At 64.6% G+C, this 17,638-nt stretch carries 17 protein-coding genes; 9 read left to right on the top strand and 8 right to left on the bottom strand.

The features are described from left to right. Nucleotide 1: 1 nt before the first annotated feature. From ABIA90_RS27180 to rfaD, 4 genes are all read right to left on the bottom strand, one after another. On the bottom strand, nt 2–1,915 hold the full coding sequence (locus ABIA90_RS27180; RefSeq protein ID WP_354121750.1) for an SDR family NAD(P)-dependent oxidoreductase: 1,914 nt from the start codon (nt 1,913–1,915) through the stop codon (nt 2–4). A 97-nt stretch (nt 1,916–2,012) separates the two neighbouring features. Beyond that, nucleotides 2,013–3,263: an O-antigen ligase family protein gene (locus tag ABIA90_RS27175; protein WP_354121845.1), complete on the bottom strand. Its 1,251-nt coding sequence runs from the start codon at nt 3,261–3,263 to the stop codon at nt 2,013–2,015. Between the two features lie 41 nt (nt 3,264–3,304). Next, on the bottom strand, nt 3,305–4,789 hold the full coding sequence (gene rfaE1, locus ABIA90_RS27170; protein WP_354121751.1) for a D-glycero-beta-D-manno-heptose-7-phosphate kinase: 1,485 nt from the start codon (nt 4,787–4,789) through the stop codon (nt 3,305–3,307). Between the two features lie 13 nt (nt 4,790–4,802). Continuing rightward, complete coding sequence (gene rfaD, locus ABIA90_RS27165) at nt 4,803–5,783, bottom strand: ADP-glyceromanno-heptose 6-epimerase (RefSeq protein ID WP_354121752.1); 981 nt, start codon at nt 5,781–5,783, stop codon at nt 4,803–4,805. Between the two features lie 174 nt (nt 5,784–5,957). Here rfaD and waaF point away from each other — a divergent pair, with 174 nt between their 5' ends. From waaF to ABIA90_RS27150, 3 genes are all read left to right on the top strand, one after another. After that, a complete protein-coding gene (waaF, locus tag ABIA90_RS27160) occupies nt 5,958–7,007 on the top strand; it encodes a lipopolysaccharide heptosyltransferase II (protein ID WP_354121753.1) in 1,050 nt (349 codons plus the stop codon). A 254-nt stretch (nt 7,008–7,261) separates the two neighbouring features. Beyond that, nucleotides 7,262–7,561: a hypothetical protein gene (locus tag ABIA90_RS27155; RefSeq protein WP_028153513.1), complete on the top strand. Its 300-nt coding sequence runs from the start codon at nt 7,262–7,264 to the stop codon at nt 7,559–7,561. 280 nt (nt 7,562–7,841) lie between these two features. Continuing rightward, on the top strand, nt 7,842–8,240 hold the full coding sequence (locus ABIA90_RS27150) for a hypothetical protein (protein WP_283017097.1): 399 nt from the start codon (nt 7,842–7,844) through the stop codon (nt 8,238–8,240). 219 nt (nt 8,241–8,459) lie between these two features. On the opposite strand, the gene ABIA90_RS27145 is transcribed toward ABIA90_RS27150, so the two are convergent. Further along, a complete protein-coding gene (locus ABIA90_RS27145; protein WP_354121754.1) occupies nt 8,460–9,497 on the bottom strand; it encodes a glycosyltransferase family 4 protein in 1,038 nt (345 codons plus the stop codon). A 126-nt stretch (nt 9,498–9,623) separates the two neighbouring features. Here ABIA90_RS27145 and galE point away from each other — a divergent pair, with 126 nt between their 5' ends. The 3 genes from galE to ABIA90_RS27130 all read left to right on the top strand — a co-directional run bounded on the left by galE (nt 9,624) and on the right by ABIA90_RS27130 (nt 13,297). After that, nucleotides 9,624–10,637 carry a UDP-glucose 4-epimerase GalE gene (gene galE, locus ABIA90_RS27140; protein ID WP_354121755.1) on the top strand — a complete coding sequence of 338 codons (1,014 nt, stop codon included), beginning with the start codon at nt 9,624–9,626 and terminating at the stop codon, nt 10,635–10,637. Between the two features lie 118 nt (nt 10,638–10,755). Continuing rightward, entirely contained in the window at nt 10,756–12,558 is a 1,803-nt protein-coding gene (locus ABIA90_RS27135; protein ID WP_354121756.1) for an ABC transporter ATP-binding protein, read from the top strand. Nucleotides 12,559–12,595: 37 nt separating this feature from the next. After that, nucleotides 12,596–13,297: a fumarylacetoacetate hydrolase family protein gene (locus tag ABIA90_RS27130; RefSeq protein WP_071912070.1), complete on the top strand. Its 702-nt coding sequence runs from the start codon at nt 12,596–12,598 to the stop codon at nt 13,295–13,297. 57 nt (nt 13,298–13,354) lie between these two features. Here the strand turns inward: ABIA90_RS27130 and ABIA90_RS27125 are convergent, their stop codons facing one another. Further along, on the bottom strand, nt 13,355–13,813 hold the full coding sequence (locus ABIA90_RS27125; RefSeq protein ID WP_354121757.1) for a YybH family protein: 459 nt from the start codon (nt 13,811–13,813) through the stop codon (nt 13,355–13,357). A 131-nt stretch (nt 13,814–13,944) separates the two neighbouring features. Here ABIA90_RS27125 and ABIA90_RS27120 point away from each other — a divergent pair, with 131 nt between their 5' ends. Beyond that, on the top strand, nt 13,945–14,757 hold the full coding sequence (locus ABIA90_RS27120; RefSeq protein ID WP_259256748.1) for an amino acid kinase family protein: 813 nt from the start codon (nt 13,945–13,947) through the stop codon (nt 14,755–14,757). A gap of 13 nt (nt 14,758–14,770) precedes the next feature. Then, complete coding sequence (locus tag ABIA90_RS27115) at nt 14,771–15,598, top strand: amino acid kinase family protein (protein ID WP_354121758.1); 828 nt, start codon at nt 14,771–14,773, stop codon at nt 15,596–15,598. Nucleotides 15,599–15,662: 64 nt separating this feature from the next. Here ABIA90_RS27115 and ABIA90_RS27110 read toward each other — a convergent pair whose 3' ends face one another. Then, on the bottom strand, nt 15,663–16,592 hold the full coding sequence (locus ABIA90_RS27110; RefSeq protein ID WP_354121759.1) for an aspartyl/asparaginyl beta-hydroxylase domain-containing protein: 930 nt from the start codon (nt 16,590–16,592) through the stop codon (nt 15,663–15,665). Nucleotides 16,593–16,837: 245 nt separating this feature from the next. On the opposite strand from ABIA90_RS27110, the gene ABIA90_RS27105 reads away from it, so the two are divergent. Further along, a complete protein-coding gene (locus tag ABIA90_RS27105) occupies nt 16,838–17,446 on the top strand; it encodes a hypothetical protein (RefSeq protein ID WP_354121760.1) in 609 nt (202 codons plus the stop codon). A 16-nt stretch (nt 17,447–17,462) separates the two neighbouring features. Here the strand turns inward: ABIA90_RS27105 and ABIA90_RS27100 are convergent, their stop codons facing one another. Beyond that, the gene (locus tag ABIA90_RS27100) at nt 17,463–17,618 is read right to left on the bottom strand and encodes a hypothetical protein (RefSeq protein WP_014493894.1); all 156 of its coding nucleotides are present in this window, start codon (nt 17,616–17,618) and stop codon (nt 17,463–17,465) included. Nucleotides 17,619–17,638: the final 20 nt, after the last annotated feature.

Below are 17,638 nucleotides of genomic sequence, written 5' to 3'. Positions count from 1 at the left end.
GTCAGGCCGCGGTCGACCCGAATTCCGGAACCGCATCCTTCAGGATGGTCTTGATCGTGGCCCGATCGTCCCGCGCGATCGCCTGCTCCAGCGCCGCGATCCATTTGCGCAGCGTCTGCATCGGCGGCTCGTTCGGCTGCGCGGCCATGATGCCGGCGACACCGATCTCGCGGGTCGGCTCCTCGGAGGCGAACAGGATCTCGTGCAGGCGCTCGCCCGGCCGCATGCCGGTGAACACGATCTCGATGTCGTAGCCGGGCTGGAGGCCCGAGAGGCGGATCATGCGCTCGGCGAGATCGACGATCTTCACCGGCTGGCCCATGTTGAGCACGTAGACCGAGACGTCGGGACGCTGCGTTCCGAGCGCATGCGTTGCCGCCGTGATGACGAGATCGCAGGCCTCGCGGATGGTCATGAAGTAGCGGACCATGTCGGGATGCGTCACCGTCACGGGGCCGCCGGCCTCGATCTGGGCCTTGAACTTCGGCACCACCGAGCCGTTCGACGCCAGCACGTTGCCGAACCGGACCGAGATCAACCGCATCGGCGGCCTGGCACTGCCGCTAGCTGCGGCAAGATCGTGGTCCAGCGCCTGGCAGTACATCTCGGCGAAGCGCTTGGTGAGGCCGAGCATCGACACCGGCTCGATCGCCTTGTCGGTCGAGATCATCACCATGGCTTCGGCGCCGGCGCCGTGCGCCGCATCGGCAACGTTGATCGAGCCGAAGATGTTGGTCTTGACGCCCTCGCTCCAGTCGCGCTCCAGGATCGGCACGTGCTTGAGCGCGGCGGCATGGAACACGATGTCCGGCTTGAACTCCGCCATCAGGCGGATGATGCGCTCGCGGTCGCGGATGTCGGCGATTCGCCCTTCGATCGCGGCCGCCGCGGCGTGCGCAGCGAGCGCTTCCGTGACCGCATAGAGCGCCGGCTCGGAATTTTCCACGATCAGGAGGCGCGCGGCGCCGAAGACGACGACGCGCTCGCAGATCTCGGACCCGATCGATCCGCCGCCGCCGGTGACGATGACAGCCTTGCCCTTGATCAGCGCTTCGAGCCGCGCATAGTCGATCTTTTCGCTCGGCCGCAGCAGGAGATCCTCGACCGCGACGGCCGTGAGGCGCGGCGCGTCGCCGCTCTCCAGCGAGGGCATGCGGTTGACGATCACGCCCAGCTTGCGCGCGCGCATCAGGATCGATTCCGGATGAGCATCCGGCTCGAACGCGGACGGCGTCATCACCAGGCGTGCGATCGGCTTGTCGCGTTTGGCGAAGTCGCCGACGACGTCCTCGATGTCGTCGAAGTCGCCCAGCACCGGCACGTTGCGGATGAACTGGCCGCGATCGGATCTCGACGGCGACAGCACGCCCACCGGCCAGATGCGCTTGATCGCCCCGCTCTCGATGCCGCGCAGCAGCACCTCGGCATCCGCGGCGCGGCCGATCAGCAGCGTCGGCGCGGCATCCTCGCCCCTCGCATGCCGCCGCACCCGCGTATAGCGGAAATAGCGATAGGCCATGCGCAACGCGCTGAGGGAGGCGATCTCGAGGAACCAGTAGAGGACGATCGTCACCTTGCCGAGGAAGAAGGCGCCGCGGACGTTGGGGGCGACGAAGATGTAGTCGAGCGCCAGGAGGGCAACCGTCAGCACGGTCGCGACCCGGATGATGTTCAGCGCGTCAGGCAGCGAGATGAAGCGCCATTTCGTCGTGGTCAGGTTGAAGACGAAGAACACGACCACGCTGAAGGCGAGGAAGTAGGGCAGGATCTGGAACAGCAGCGGCAAGCGATCGAAGAAGCCGTCGCCGCCCTCGAAACGCAGGTAGAAGGCTGCGAACAGCGCCGCCGTGGTCGCCAGCAGGTCGTGGAGCGCGATCAGGAAATTGCGCAAGGTGAGATGCGAAAGACGCGTCATCCGCCGACCGATGAAATCCCAGTTAGATGCAACCTGACCGCGCTGATAGCCCATCTCGACAAGACTTGCCAGTACAAGACTTGCCAGCCGCGGCCGTTCAGGAACCAGCTTCCCCCACCTTCGCATCGACGCGTCTGGCCCGGATCACCATGCCGCCGGCAACGCCGACGCCGATGACATACATCCAGCCCTCGTGGAAGTCGAACAGATGGGAGTTGAACAGCGAGGTGAAGACGTTCTGCACCACGACCAGCAGGCCAACCCAATGGGCCAGCCCATCGCCGCGGAACAACAGGAGATGCAGGATCCAGGTCGCGTAGAGAACGGCGATGCCGATGACGCCCCATTGCACGGCGACATTGAGCGTCTGGTTATGCGGATTGCCGATCACCTCGGCGGAGGCCTGGTAGCCGCTGCCGGTCTTGACCTGCTCGAACAACCCACGCGTCGAGCCGGTGCCGTGCCCCTTGATCGGCGCCTCCGCGAAGAAGCCGAGCGATTTCCGCCAGAATTCGAGCCGCAGGCCCAGCGAGGTCGGCTCGCCCTTTTCGACATAGCGCGTGTAGTCGCTGGCGAAGGTGTCCGCGGTCTTGCGCAATTGCGGCGAGGCCTGCCAGGCGAGAGCGGCGCCGGCGAGCAGAGCGGCCGAGATGATCGCGATGCTGCGCCAGCGCAGGTGCAGCAGTGCGAACACGCCGAACATGATCGGAACGGTGACCAGCGCGGTGCGCGACACCACCACGAAGGCCATGTTGACGAAGAAGCTCAGAGCCAGCGCGATCAATAGTCCCGCGAACCAATAGCGCTTCTCGCGCAGCAGCATCACGATGGGATAGGCGAGCGCGACCGCGCACAGCGCGAATTCCTGGCTCTGGTCGATGTAGTTCTTGACGAAGATGCCGCGCTCGAGGTGATCGGGCTTGAGCGTCAGGTTGGGATAGAAGGCCACCAGCCACGACATCACCGAGAGCAGCGCGCAGGACACCAGGAACGCGATGAACATCCAGTGCCCGCGCGACGAGCGCTCGAAATGATAGAGGAAGACCGGCAGCACGAGCAACTTGACGGTCGGGTTGACCGCATAGACGCGCGCGCCCCAGGCCGCATCCGACCACAGCGTGCCCACCAGCGCGAGCAGGACCAGCGCGATCGGCGCGGCCGCGATGGGGCGCTTCAGCGATTGCAGGAATGCGCGGACGTCGAGAAACGGCACCATGCAGACTAGGAACAGAGCGTTGAAGATCGCCGCGAGCGAGGTCGACCAGGGCAGCGAGGCCACGGTCAGGATCGCGAACAGGTCGGCCGTCTCGCACCACGCCGCCGGGCTGCGAAAGCGCCGCCACAGCATCTGGGCGGTCGTCTCCCGGGCGAGCGTCGTCGCTTGGTCCGTCACTTGCCCCCTCCCCGCGCGCGATGGACCAGCGCGGTCGTGCTGAAGCCCTGGAGGATGTCGACCAGCACGACGATTCCGCCGGCGGCCTCGACGACCTCGTGGCCAACCACCTGCTCGCGGGTGTAGTCGCCCCCCTTCACCAGCGCGCTCGGCTTGATCCGGGTGATCAAATCGATCGGCGTATCCTCCTCGAAGATGACGACGAGATCGACGGCTTCGAGCGCCGCGAGCACTTCCGCACGCGCCCGCTCGTCCTGAACCGGACGATCGGCGCCCTTCAGCCGCCGCACCGAGGCATCGCTGTTGAGGCCGACGATCAGGCGATCGCAGGCTCTGCGCGCCGCGGTCAACACCTTGACGTGGCCGGGATGCAGGATGTCGAAGCAGCCATTGGTGAAGCCGACGCGCAGGTCCTGCCGGCGCCATTCCGCGAGCTGTGCGTCGAGCGTATCAGGCTCGAGCACGATCTTCTCCTCGGCCGCGAGATAAGCATGCGGAAGGATCTTCCGCCGCAGCTCGGCCGCGCTCACGCTGGCCGTGCCTTGCTTGCCGACGGCGACGGCAGCGGCCGCATTGGCCATCCGCAAGGCCGTGTCCCAGTCCGCACCCGCCGCGAGCGACACCGCAAGCGCCGCGGCGACGGTGTCACCGGCGCCGGAGACGTCGCGCACCTTCACGGGGACAGCCGGAACGTGAACGGCTTCGCCATTGCGCGGCACCAGCGTCATGCCGTGCTCGCCCTGCGTGACCAGGATCGCCTCGCAATCGGCGAGCCGCATCACGTCCTCGCTGGCATCGACGATGCTCTGCGGCGTGTCGGCGCGGCTGCGGGTCGCCTCCGAAAATTCCTTGCGATTGGGCGTGAGCAGCGTGGCGCCGCGATAGATCGCCCAGTTCAGGCTCTTGGGATCGACGATCACGGGCTTGCCTAGCGTTCGCGCGGCGTCGATGGTGTGGCGGATCACGCGCGCGGTCAGCACGCCCTTGGCGTAGTCGGAGAGCAGCACGATGTCGGCGCGCGCGATCTGCGGCAGGATTGCGTCGATCAGCCTGGTCTCGATGTCGTCGGAGGCAGGCACCGCCTGCTCCCAATCCGCGCGCAGCATGTGCGTGGAAAAATGCTCGGAGACGAAGCGGACTTTTCGCGTGGTCGGCCGCGACGGATCGCACACCAGCGCGCTTTCGATGCCGGCATGCTCCGCAAGTGCCGCTTCGAGCCGCTTGCCCGCATCGTCCTCGCCGACGAGGCCGACGAAGATGCAGCGCGCCCCGAGGGAGGCGATATTGCGCGCGACATTGCCGGCGCCGCCGATATGGATCTCGCTGCGCTGGGCGGCGATCACAGGCGCCGGCGCTTCCGGAGAGATCCGCGACACCTCGCCATAGACGAACTCGTCCAGCATGATGTCGCCGATGCACAGCACCGTACGGTCTGCGATGGCTTGCGCGAGAGCGTCGAAATCGAGAATGGGGGTCGGCATGGTCCTTGAAGCCTCAGCGGAAGCGGTCTGGCCGGTCGAGATAATCGCCGACATAGGCTTTCACCGCATCCTCGAGCGTCGTGAAGCCGCCGTTATAGCCGGCGCGGTGCAGGCGATCGACCTCGCTCTGGGTGAAGTATTGATAGCTGCCGCGGATCTGCTCGGGCATGTCGACATATTCGATGTTGGGCCTGGTGCCGAGCGCGGCATAGGCAGCGAGCATCAGATCCCTGAAGCTGCGCGCCTTGCCGGTGCCGACGTTGAAGAGACCGGACACCGACGGCGTCGCAAGCAGCCACATGACGACGCGGACGACGTCGTCGACATAGATGAAATCGCGGCGCTGATCGCCGTCGGCGATGCCCTCGCGGTGCGACTTGAACAATTGCACGACACGGCCCGCCCTCACATCATCGAAGCGGCGCGCCAGCACGCTCATCATGGAGCCCTTGTGGTATTCGTTGGGGCCGAACACGTTGAAGAATTTCAGGCCGGCCCATTGCGGCGGCAGCTTCTCGCCGCGCGCGACGCGCTCGGCGACCGTGAGATCGAACAGGTGCTTGCTCCAGCCGTAGAGATTCATCGGCCGCAGCTTCTTCAATGCCGACAGCGAGGCGTCGTCGTCAAAACCGTCGGCACCATCGCCATAGGTCGCGGCCGACGAGGCGTAGATGAACGGCACCGCATCCGCCGTGCACCAGTCCAGCAGACGCATCGACAGGCGAAAATTGGTCTCGATCACGAGGTCGCCGTCGGTCGCGGTGGTCTCGGAAATCGCCCCGAGATGGATCACGGCGTCGAGCTTGCGGCCCTTCAGCCAGTCGAGCAGCTCGGCCGGCGGGACGATATCCACAAGCTGGCGCTTGGCGAGGTTTCGCCACTTGCCCTCAGTCCCGAGGAGATCGCAGACGACGACATCGCTGCGACCGGTCTCGTTCAGCGCGGCGACGACATTCGATCCGATAAAACCGGCCCCACCGGTCACCAGCAACATTCCACCTACCCTGCCAGGTTTTGCCCTGCCCGATTTTCACGGCCCGGTCCTGCCCTAGCGCATGATCCGCCAAAGTGTAAGCGGTTTTGGGATCGGCGCTGTCCCGGCTTTACCTGCAGGTCCGGAGCGGGTAACCGAACCGCCACATCAGCACGTTCCCGGTCCTATTAACCAATGAACCAAGATTCGCAATTTGGTCGAGATGCAGATCGGAGCGACACACGCCCGATCCTGATCGTCCCCTATATGTGGATCGGCGATTTCGTCCGGAATCACACCGTTGTCCGGGTCCTGAACGAACGCTGGCCCAACCGGCCGGTCGATCTCCTCACCACCTCCCTCTGCGCCCCCCTGGTCGACTACATGCCCGGCGTGCGCGATGGCATCGTGTGGGACCTGCCGCGCAGCCGGCTCGCCGTGGGTCGCCAGTTCGGCCTGGCGAAGCTCCTGCGCGAGCGGAATTACGGGACAGCTCTGGTGCTGCCCCGGACCTGGAAGGCGGCCATCGCGCCCGCCCTGGCCGGGATTCCGGAAAGGGTCGGCTTCGTCGGCGAGTTCCGGTTCGGCCTGCTCAACCGCTGGCGCTGGGGCGAGAAGAAGCTACCCCGCTTCATCGACAAGAACGCCGCCCTGGCCCAGCCCGATGGCGCCCCCCTGCCCCCGGAATGGCCGGTGCCGCAATTGCGGGTCCCGGCCGAGGACATCGTCCGCTGGCGGCAGGCCAATGGCCTCAGCGCCGGGGCGGCGGTCGCGCTGGCTCCCGGCTCAGTCGGCGTCTCAAAGCGCTGGACCTACTATCCGGAGGCTGCCCGCCTGCTGGCCGAGCGCGGCCTGGAGGTCTGGGTGGTCGGCGGCCCCGCCGAAAAGGGCCTCGCCCAGGAGATCGTCGCCGCCGGCGGCCCAGGCGTGCGGGACCTCACCGGCACCGATCTGCGCAACGGCGTCCTTGCCATGGCCGCGGCCGGCGTCGCCATCTCCAACGATTCCGGCCTGATGCACATCGCAGCCGCGCTCGGCACGCCCACCATGGGCATTTTCGGCCCGACCAGCCCCTATCTCTGGGCTCCCCTCAACGGCCTCGCCGCGACCGTGGTCCAGGACAAGAGCGTGCTCTCATGCCAGCCCTGCCAGAGCACTATCTGCAAGATGAACGACCACCGCTGCATGCGGGATATCGCGGCTTCCGAGGTCGTGGCGATCGCGCAGCGGGTGCTCGGAGTGTGAACTCATTGACGCCATGCGTTGGTCGGGCAACTGGCAGCGAATCCAACAGCAGGTCTTTCCGTCCGCCAGCTTTAGTCAGTGACGTTGTCAGTTCATTCGCGGGATAAGGCTGCGTCGCTGCCGCTTGTGAAGGCTGAACCAAGATCACGTCGACAAAGACGAATCGTCATCGAGATTCGAACAAGAGGTTCGCTCCTCAAACGTCGCTCGATACATGCCTCTTGGACATTTTACACAGTTATGGAGGTAGCCCCATGCCGATCGTTCAATTCACTCGCTTCAAGACCGACAAGCCCGAGGAAATGATCAAGATCGTCAGGCAGGCGAAGAAAATCTTTGAGAAACACGGCGCCGAATTTCTTCGGCTCTCCCGCTTCCACACTGGCCAGTGGGCAGGAGAGTTGCTGGTTGCGACGCGCTATTCCAATTGGGAAGTTTACGGCAAAGTGCAGGAAGCCGTGGCAAACGACCCGGAGTTCGCGCAAGTGCAGGCTGACGGAATGAAGATTTCCCAACTACAGGGCCGCAACATCGCCGTTAGCATCGATCTCTAGCTGGGGCGCCGCCCCGCAAGCCACTCAAGCGCGGAGGCCGCCGGACAAATGCGGCGGCCTTTCCAGCTCTGACAGATCGCACTCGTCATCACGCTACGCTGCGCTTTGCCTCAAGCAGACGAGCGCTCTGCAGAGCCTATTGACTTAGATCAACAACAGCTTCGCCAGTTCGCCGCACCCAAATACTGCTCAAGACCGATACGAAGGCGCGTCTTGCTGCGCCCCCATCGGCGTCGAAGAGGCTGATTTGGCAGTATTGACCATTTAGTCGGAGAGTTTCATGAGGACCTTCAATCCTTTGGTGACGTTGGTACTTCTCGTGACGCAATCGGCCTCGATTCAGGCTGCGGATTTGAACGGAGCTTGGACAATCGACGCCTCGGCCTGTGGCCAAATATTCACCAAAGAGAACAACAGGCTTGCCTTCAAGAAAGATGCTGATCTCCACGCGGGCGGTTTAATCGTCCAGGGAAGGCAAGTCACCGGCACATTTGAAAAATGCACGGTCAAATCGTTGCGCGATGACGGGCCGAATATGCGAATAATCGCGTCGTGCTCGGACGGCGTCTCGATTTCAGACGTCGCATTCGACCTGACATTCTCCGGAGAGAATAATATCACACTCAGCTCCAAGGAGCCGGTGCCAGTGCAAATGCCGTATGTGCGCTGCCCAATGTGAAGTCGACCGCGACGGTTTGAAGGAACCTGGATGGATGATCCGGGTATCGCAACTGCGGCCGATGATGACATCGTGCCGCTGTTTTGCCCGACGTGTCAAACGGCCTCGTAAAATCCGCAACGCATCGCACCGGCCGTCAACCCGTTGATTCCGCTGGCACCGGCTACTTTGCATGGGGTTGTTTTCGAGATTTTTGTTTGCGGTCGCGAAAGCGGCAGTTCAGAGCAGCGGTCGATAAACGTCGCCGATCCGCGCCGCTTCGGCATCGAGGCTGAACTTCGCCAGCACCCGTGCCCGCCCCCGCGCGCCCATGGCGAGCGCGGCGTCCGGGTCGCGCATCAGCGGTTCGAGCGCGGCGGCCAACGCATCAGCGTCACCAGTCGGGATCAGCACACCTGTCGAGCCGTCCTCGACCACGAGCGCGGCCGCACCGGCGCGCGTGGCGACGAGCGCGCTGCCGGCCGCCATCGCCTCGATCAGCGTCAAACCAAAACCTTCGTTGCGCGAGGTGAAGGCGTAGATCGTCAGCCGCTGGTACCAGCGCTGCACCGCTTCGATCGGCAGTTCACCGGTGATGACGATGCGCGACTGCAGGCCGGCGGCCTCGATCCGTTTCTTCAGATCGTTCGCAAAGGGAGTCTGCTCCGGCGTGACCTGTCCGACGATGACTGCGGTGAAATCCGGATAGCGCGGCAGCAGCCCGCACATCGCATCGACGAACACATCCGTGCCCTTCTGCGCGCGCACACGACCGAAGCAGCCGATCGCATAGCGGCCCGGCAGCGCGGCTTCCGCGAAGGCCACGGCGCGATCTGGCGGCGGCGCATAGACATCAGTGTCGACGCCATGCGGGATCACCGTCGCCTTCACCTTCAGGAACGAGGCCGAGATGTCTGAAGTCGCGATGATCGCGTCCATGCGCCGGATCAGCCAGCGCGTGATCCAGCTGTGATGGCGCTGCGCTGCCGACGTGAACACGAGTTTCAATGGCCAGCCGAGCGCGCGCAGGAGCACGCCCGCGATCATCTCGTTGTTGCGCCGCGCATGCCAGATCAATGGCGTCTTGCGGCCCCATAGCCTGAGGAAATCGGCAGCGCTCAGTCGCGAAATCCCCTCCGGCGCGTCCGAGCCGAACCACGCCGCGCGATAGAGCTTTGCCAGCCGTGGCGCCACCATCCGGTTGGTCGCGGTGACCCCGGAATAGCGCCTGTGCAGATTTGGCACGATCACTTCGAGATCGCCGGGGGAATTCGCCACGTCATGCTCCGTTACGGAAGCCCCCTATACGCAACATTAAGCATAGTGACCAGTTCAGGGCTGCCGAAACCCCCTCTTCACCGCGCAAACGTTAACGTGGCGCGTTGATCGAAGACGGGTGAGATCATGACTGTGCTAGTCACCGGCGGCGCCGGCTATATCGGAAGTCACACGGTCCTGGCGCTGGCGGAAGCCGGCGAGGACGTCGTCGTGATCGACGATCTCTCCACCGGTTTCTCGGCCTATCTGCCCGAGGGCGTGCCGCTGTTCATTGGCGACGCCGGCGACGAGAACCTGGTCGAAGGCGTGATCGCCCAGCACAACATCGAGAGCATCATCCATTTCGCGGGCTCCGTCGTCGTGCCGGAGTCGATGCGCGATCCGCTCGGCTACTACCGCAACAACTTCATGACCGCGCGCAATTTGCTCAACGTCGCCGTCAAGCGCGGCATCAGCCGTTTCATCTTCTCCTCGACCGCGGCCGTCTACGGCAATCCGGACCTGGTACCGGTGCCCGAGCACGCGCCGACGCGGCCGCTGTCGCCCTACGGCTCGTCGAAGCTGATGACCGAGATCATGCTGCACGACGTCGCCGCCGCCTACGGCATGCAATACGTGACCTTGCGCTATTTCAACGTCGCCGGCGCCGATCCGCAGGCGCGCATCGGGCTGGCCACCGTCGGCGCCACGCATCTGCTCAAGATCGCGGTCGAGGCCGCGACCGGCCAGCGCGCCAAGATCGACGTGTTCGGCACCGACTATCCGACCCAGGACGGCAGCTGCATCCGCGACTTCATCCACGTCTCGGACCTCTCGCAGGCCCATCGCTCGGCACTCGCTTACCTGCGCAATGGCGGCGCCTCGACGACGCTGAATTGCGGCTATGGCCGCGGCTATTCGGTGCTGCAAACCATCGACGCGGTGCGCCGGGTTTCGGGGCGCAGCTTCGCCGTGCAATACGCCCCGCGCCGGCCCGGCGACATCATGACCATGGTTGCCGACACCAGCCGCATCCGCGGCCTGCTCGACTGGAAGCCGCAATACGACGACCTCGAGACCATTGCGGCCCACGCGCTGGCCTGGGAGGACAAGTTGTTCCGCGAGCGCCATGGCGAGCTCCGCCACGCCGTCTCGGCCTAGATTCCATCCCAGCGCAAGCCCTTAATTGGGCTTGAAAAGCGCGGCTTTAGCGGGCACAGAGGCCCTTCGATCCCTGACGCGCGGGCAGGCTTTTCCTTGCCCCGTCAATGGACACCGGATGGCCCAGTTTCCAAAGAAAATCACCGACGATCCCTATACGGCGGCAATCCTGATTCGCCGCCTGGTCACGGAACAGGGGATCATCTACTGGCGGCGTTACCTCGTCGCCTTCGCGCTGATGGCGCTTGCCGCCGGATCGACCGCGGGCGCGACCTACGTGCTCGGCCAGGTCATCAACCAAGCCTATGTCGACAAGAACATCCCGGGCATCGCGATGTTCTCGGGCATCACGGTGATCCTGCTGTTCATCAAGGGCGTGGCGACCTACGGCCACATGGTGATCCTGACCAAGATCTCCAACGCGATCCTCGCCACCAACCAGCGCCAGCTGTTCGCCAAGCTGATGCGCGAGAGCGTCGGCTTCTTCTCCGAACGGCATTCGTCGGAATTTTTGGCGCGGCTGACGGCCGGCGCCAAATCCATCACCGACGTGCTTAACATGCTGGTCAACGCTGTCGGACGCGACCTCATGATGCTGCTCGCGATGATCGGCGTGATGGTGTGGCAGGACCCGGTGATGTCGTTCATCGGCCTCGTCGTGGTGCCGCCGGCGATGCTGGTGCTGCGCAAGCTGGTCAAGCGCATCAAGGGCCTCGCCTTCAACCAGTTCACCGGCACCGCCGACATCTTGGAGACGATGCAGGAATCGCTCCAGGGCATCCGCACGGTGAAGGCATTCACGCTCGAAGACACGATGCAGAAGCGCATCGACGAGAACATCGCGATCGTCGAGCGCAACGCCAACAAGATGGCCCGCGTCGCCAACCGCTCCAACCCGCTGATGGAAATGCTCGGCGGCTTCGCGGTCGCCGGCTGCCTGCTCTACGGCGGCTACAGCGTGGTTGCGCTCAACGCCACGCCCGGCGCGTTCTTCTCCTTCATGACCGCGTTCCTGATGGCAACCGAGCCGGCCAAGCGGCTGGCGCGGCTCAACATCGACCTCAACAGCCAGCTCGTCGGCGCCCGCATGCTGCTCGAGGTCGTCGACAGCCCGGCGAGCGAACATTCCGACGACGACAAGCCGGCGCTGAAGCTGTCCGAAGCGAAGATCGAGCTGCGCGACGTCAGCTTCTCCTACCGGACCGGCGAGACCGTCCTCAACCGCATGTCCTTCGTTGCCGAGCCCGGAAAAGTCACCGCCCTGGTCGGCCCCTCCGGCGGCGGCAAATCGACCGTGCTGGGGCTGCTGCTGCGCTTCTACGAGGTGACGCAAGGCGACATCGTGATCGACGGCCAGTCGATCGGCGCGGTCTCGCGCAAATCGCTGCGCGCGCAGACCGCCTATGTCGGCCAGGACGTGTATCTGTTCCGCGACACCATCCGCAGCAACATCGCCTTCGGCAAGCCCGGCGCGACCGAAGAGCAAATCATTGATGCCGCGAAAGCCGCCTGCGCGCATGATTTCATCATGAGCTTCCCGCTCGGCTACGATACGCCGGTCGGCGAGCACGGCACGCAGCTTTCCGGTGGCCAGCGCCAGCGCATCGCGGTGGCGCGCGCGCTGATCAAGAACGCGCCGATCATCCTGTTGGACGAGGCCACCGCCGCGCTTGATTCCGAGTCCGAGCGGCAGGTGCAGGAGGCGATCGAGCATCTCTGCCAGAACCGCACCACCATCGTGATCGCGCACCGCCTGCACACCATCATGCACGCCGATGCGATCCTGGTGGTCGAGGGCGGCGAGATCGTCGAACAGGGCCGGCACGACGAATTGCTCCGCAGCTCCGGTCGCTACGCCTCGTTCTTCCGCCTGCAACATCACGACGCCGGCGCTCTGGCGCCGATCAGCGCAACCGCATAGAGTTCCTCATCAACCTCAAGAGCAGCGAGATCGCTCCATGAACGCCGCCTCCTACGTCATCCCGCTTCCGCCCCAGGCTTCGCTTCCCGTCGTCGGAGAGAGCGGCCGTTACCCGGTGCGCCGCATCTGGTGCGTCGGCCGCAACTATCTCGAGCACATCCGCGAGATGGGCAACGACGAGCGCGCCCCGCCGTTCTTCTTCGCCAAGCACGCCGACATGCTGGTGCCCGACGGCGCCACCATTCCCTATCCGCCGCTGACCAAGGATCTGCATCACGAGGTCGAGCTGATCGTCGCGATGAAGAGCGGCGGCCTCAACATCCCCGCCGACAAGGCACTCGACCATGTCTACGGCTATGCCGTCGGCATCGACCTCACCCGCCGCGACCTCCAGATCGCCTCGCGCAAGAAGGAGCGCCCCTGGGAGATCGGCAAGTCGTTCGACGGCTCTGCGCCCTGCTCCGCAGTGCAGCCGGCCTCGAAGATCGGCCATCCCGCCAAGGGCAAGATCTGGCTGACCGTCAACGGCAAGGAAGCCCAGAAGGGCGATCTCACCGAGCTGATCTGGAACGTGCCCGAGATCATCTGGCAGCTCTCCCAGCAGGTGAAGCTCGCCGCCGGCGACATCATCATGACGGGCACGCCGGCCGGCGTGTCGCAGCTCCAGCCGGGCGACAAGCTCGAATGCGGCGTCGACGGTGTCGGCACGCTGAAGGTGAGCATCGGCCAGCCGGAGTAGGCTGAACGACATCTGGAAATTGAAAGGCCCCGGACATGTCCGGGGCCTTTTGCATTTCTACCAGGCCTTCACCGGCCGATTGGCGTGGCTTGCCTGCGGCACACCGCGATTGAGCGACATGTGCGAATGCACGCACAGCCAGCTGTCGCCATTTTTTGAAAACACCATCGTCGCGCGGCCGGGGCGCGGAAACGCGCTGCCATCGGGATGGTAGCCCGTGCTCGTCCACGGCACGACCACCGTCGCCATCGTGCCGTCGGGGGATGCCAGGATCGAGACCTGGTCGAGGACGAAGCGGAAGTCGGTCGTCTTCGGCCAGACGTTATTCCATTGCGTCGTAACCCACTGGTCGAGCCCCGGGATGACGTCGTTATGCGTGCCGAAAGCGAGCACGTCCGGGTGAAACAGCGGCCGCGCCGAGGCGTAGTCGACCTCGCGGACATAGCCTGAGAAGGTATCCAACCACGCGCGGAAGAATTGCACGATCTCGGTGTTCGCAAGTGGCAACGGGGCCATTGCCTGCTCCATGTTTGGCCGCTAAATCGCGGCCACCTTGTTGCCATGGACTGAAGTGTGCGGCAAGATTCGCGGTCGAGGCTGAAGGGTCCGCCGCAGAGACTGCATCAGAAAACGAGAGGATGTCTCGGATGTCGAACACGATCACGGAGCTCGAGGGGCTGCTGATGCAGCGCTCGCTCACCGACCCACAGCTTGTGGCCGCAGCGGAGAAGGCAGCGGACTTCCGCATCCTCCCCGATGCAACCGTCATCAAGATCGGCGGCCAGAGCATGATCGATCGCGGCCGTGCCGCGGTCTATCCAATCGTCGAAGAGATCGTCGCCGCCCGCAAGGCGCACAAGCTCCTGATCGGAACCGGCGCCGGCACCCGTGCGCGGCATCTGTATTCGATCGCGGCCGGGCTCCGCCTGCCCGCCGGCGTGCTGTCGCAGCTCGGGGCTTCCGTCGCCGACCAGAACGCCGCGATGCTCGGGCAGCTGCTGGCCAAGCACGGTATCTCCGCCGTCTCCAGCGCCGGGCTGTCGTCCGTGCCGCTGTTCCTCGCCGAGGTGAGTGCGGTGATCTTCAGCGGCATGCCGCCCTATAGCCTGTGGATGCGGCCCGCGGCCGAGGGCGTGATTCCGCCTTACCGGACCGACGCCGGATGCTTCCTCGTCGCCGAGCAGTTCGGCTGCAAAGCGATGATCTATGTGAAGGACGAGAACGGCCTCTACACCGCGAACCCGAAGACGTCGAAGAACGCGACCTTCATCCCGAAGATCTCGGTGGCGGAGATGAAGGCCAAGGGCCTACAGGATTCGATCCTCGAATTCCCGGTGCTCGATCTCCTCACCTCGGCGCGCCATGTCCGGCAGGTGCAGATCATCAACGGCCTCGTCCCCGGCAATCTCACCCGCGCGCTTGCGGGCGAGCATGTCGGCACCATCATCACCGCGAGCTGAAGAGAGCACCGTCATGGCTGATACCAACCAGATCAAGCACGTCGCCTCGCCGCTCGCGCGCCAGACTCTGCTCGACAGCGATCTCACCCGCCCCGTTGCCGGCAATCGTCCGATCAAGCTGCTGCCCTGGCTGCAGGTCATCAAGATCGGCGGCCGCATCATGGACCGCGGTCACGAAGCGATCCTCCCGCTCGTCGACGAGCTGCGGTCGCTCTTGCCGGAGCATCGCCTGCTCATCCTGACCGGCGCCGGCATCCGCGCCCGCCATCTCTACAGCGTCGGCCTCGATCTCGGCCTTCCCGTGGGTTCGCTCGCACCGCTCGCCGCCAGCGAGGCCGGCCAAAACGGCCACATCCTGGCAAGCCTGCTCGCGCCGGAGGGTGTCTCCTACATCGAGCATCCCACCATCGCGAGCCAGCTCGCCATCCACCTCACGGCCGCGCGCGCGGTCGTCGGCAGCGCGTTCCCGCCCTACCACCATCATGAATTCCCGACCGCGCGCATCCCGTTGCATCGGGCCGATACCGGCGCCTTCCTGCTCGCCGACGCGCTTGGCGCTGCCGGGCTCACGATCGTGGAGGACGTTGACGGCGTTTACACGACCGATCCCAATGGCGCGGATGGCAAGAAGGCCGAGCTGCTGAAAGAGATGAGCTTTGCCGAGCTTGCGAAGCTGAAGGGTACGCTGCCGTTCGATCCGGCGCTGCTCGAGGTGATGGCCAACGCGCGGCACATCACGCGCGTGCAGGTCGTCAACGGTCTCGTTCCCGGCCGGATCGCGGCGGCGCTGCGCGGGCAGCATGTGGGGTCGATCATCAACACTGGCGCGAAGCCGGTGTGAGGCCGCAGCAACGTCCGCAAAAACAAAACCCCGGAGCCTGCTCCGGGGTTTTTCGTAGGGCGGATTAGCGCAGCGCCGACATCACGATGAGACCGAGGATCAGCGCCGTCAGCGAATATTTCAGCGTGTAGTAGACGTTGCGGTTCCACTCCTTGACCTTGCGGCTGCCGAGATGGATCTCGTGGAGCTTGCCGAACACCTTGTTGAGCACGCCGACGCTCTCGCCGTCCACGTTCTGGGTCGCCGAGGCCTTGACGATGTGATGGCTGACCCAGCGGTTGATCGCGGTCATGAAGCCGAACTTCATCGGGCGCTCGACGTCGCAGAACAGGATGATGCGGTTGACGTCGGTCGCATTCTCGGCGCTGTGGATGAAGGTCTCGTCGAACATGAAGGCCTCGCCGTCGCGCCAGACGCATTCGACGCCGTCGACGAGGATGCGGCACTTGTTCGAGTTCGGCGTGACGAGGCCGAGGTGATAACGCAGCGAGCCGGCGAACGGATCGCGGTGCGCGCCAAGCTTGCCGCCCGGCGGCAGCATCGCGAACATCGCGCCGTGCACGCTCGGGATCGACTTGAGTAGCTCCACCGTCTTCGGGCACAGCGTGTTCGCCGACGGCAGGAAGTCGTCATACCATTTCAGGTAAAACCGCTTCCAGCCGCTCTTGAAGAAGGAGTAGAAGCCCCAATCGTTGTTCTTCGCGGCCGCGCGAATAAAACCTTCGTCGAACAGCCGCACCGCCTCGTCGCGAATGGTCTCCCAATTCTCGCTGAGTGGCTTCAACTCCGGAAACTGATCGACCGAGATCACCGGCTTGTTCGGCACGGCCGAGCCCGCATACATCAGCACGTTGTAGGGCGCGAGATAGGTCGAGTGATCGCCGAGCTGGCGCGCGAAGCGCAGCCGCTGCTTGCCGCGGAAGTGAACGTAAATGGTCGAAGCCGCGAGCACATAGAGAATGACGAGTTGCGGCGCAAAAAGCTGTTTCAGCATTTCCCCAAATCCCGAGTGACCCAGCCGGGGACGTGATCTACTCCGACCCGGCCCGAGCTGCAAGATATTGGCGTGCATCCTGAGGCTGTTCCGCAGGTTGTGATTGGGCCGTCTTGGGCCGTGCCGCGCACAATTTGAAATCGTAGCTGACCCGCCGCCAATCCCCGCGTTGCGGTCGGTTTGCGGCGTGCTATCCTGGTTCCAGGGTTGGAAAATCGGGGTGCGTCTTGGGGATGTGGCGGTCGTTGACGGGCTCCGCGCTCGCGCTGGTTCTGCTTGGAATATTCGCACCCGTGAACGGCCAAGGCACTTCGCCGTCACCCCAAGCCGGCAAGCCTCCGGATCCGGAGCTGCGCGGCCAGTGGCTACGGGTCGGGCAGACATTCGCCTGCAAGGTCGAAGCCGGTAAGCGCATCACCCCGCCCGATCCCGACGTGCTTAGCTTTGCCTGCCAGCGCATGGGCGCGCTCGGCGTCGGCATCTCGGAGACCTCGCTCAAGGCCGTGCTCGGCGAGCCGCACCGCAGGCTGCCGCAACCGAACAACGCGACGGCCTATGTCTACTTCCTCGGCAAGACCGGCGAGTTTCCCTATCTTGCCGCCATCGTGAAAGCGAACCGCACCGTCGCGCTCCAGATCAGCGGCGAGGCACCGGTCGCCGCGTACAGCTTCAACCGGGTCAATCTCGGCGACAGCACCGACAAACTGATGGCGCAGTTCGGCGGCCCATTCCACGTCGGGCCTAGCGGGCTGGAGAAAACGGAGCTCTGGATGTACGAGCCATGGCCCTTCTCATTCGAGGTGCGGCAGGACCGCGTCACCTCGATCCGGATCAGCGATCCGACCATCAAGTAGATTCGATTGTGTTCGATCAAGCCCGCGACAGCGCCTGGAGACCCTTGAAGGTCAGGCGCTTCGGGTCGGTGACGCCGGCGAGATAGAGCCGGCGGATGAAGGCGATGACGGCGTCGCGGTCGCAATCGGTCAGCGCGACGACGGCGTCGACCGCAATCTTCTGGGCTTCCATTGGGCTCACCTCGGCCTTGC

It is taken from the genome of Bradyrhizobium sp. LA6.8, assembly GCF_040547935.1.
In the GTDB taxonomy this organism is placed as follows: Bacteria; Pseudomonadota; Alphaproteobacteria; order Rhizobiales; family Xanthobacteraceae; genus Bradyrhizobium; species Bradyrhizobium barranii.
The sequence above is the reverse complement of the archived record's forward strand: the minus strand, read 5'-3'. Positions and strand labels throughout refer to the sequence as shown.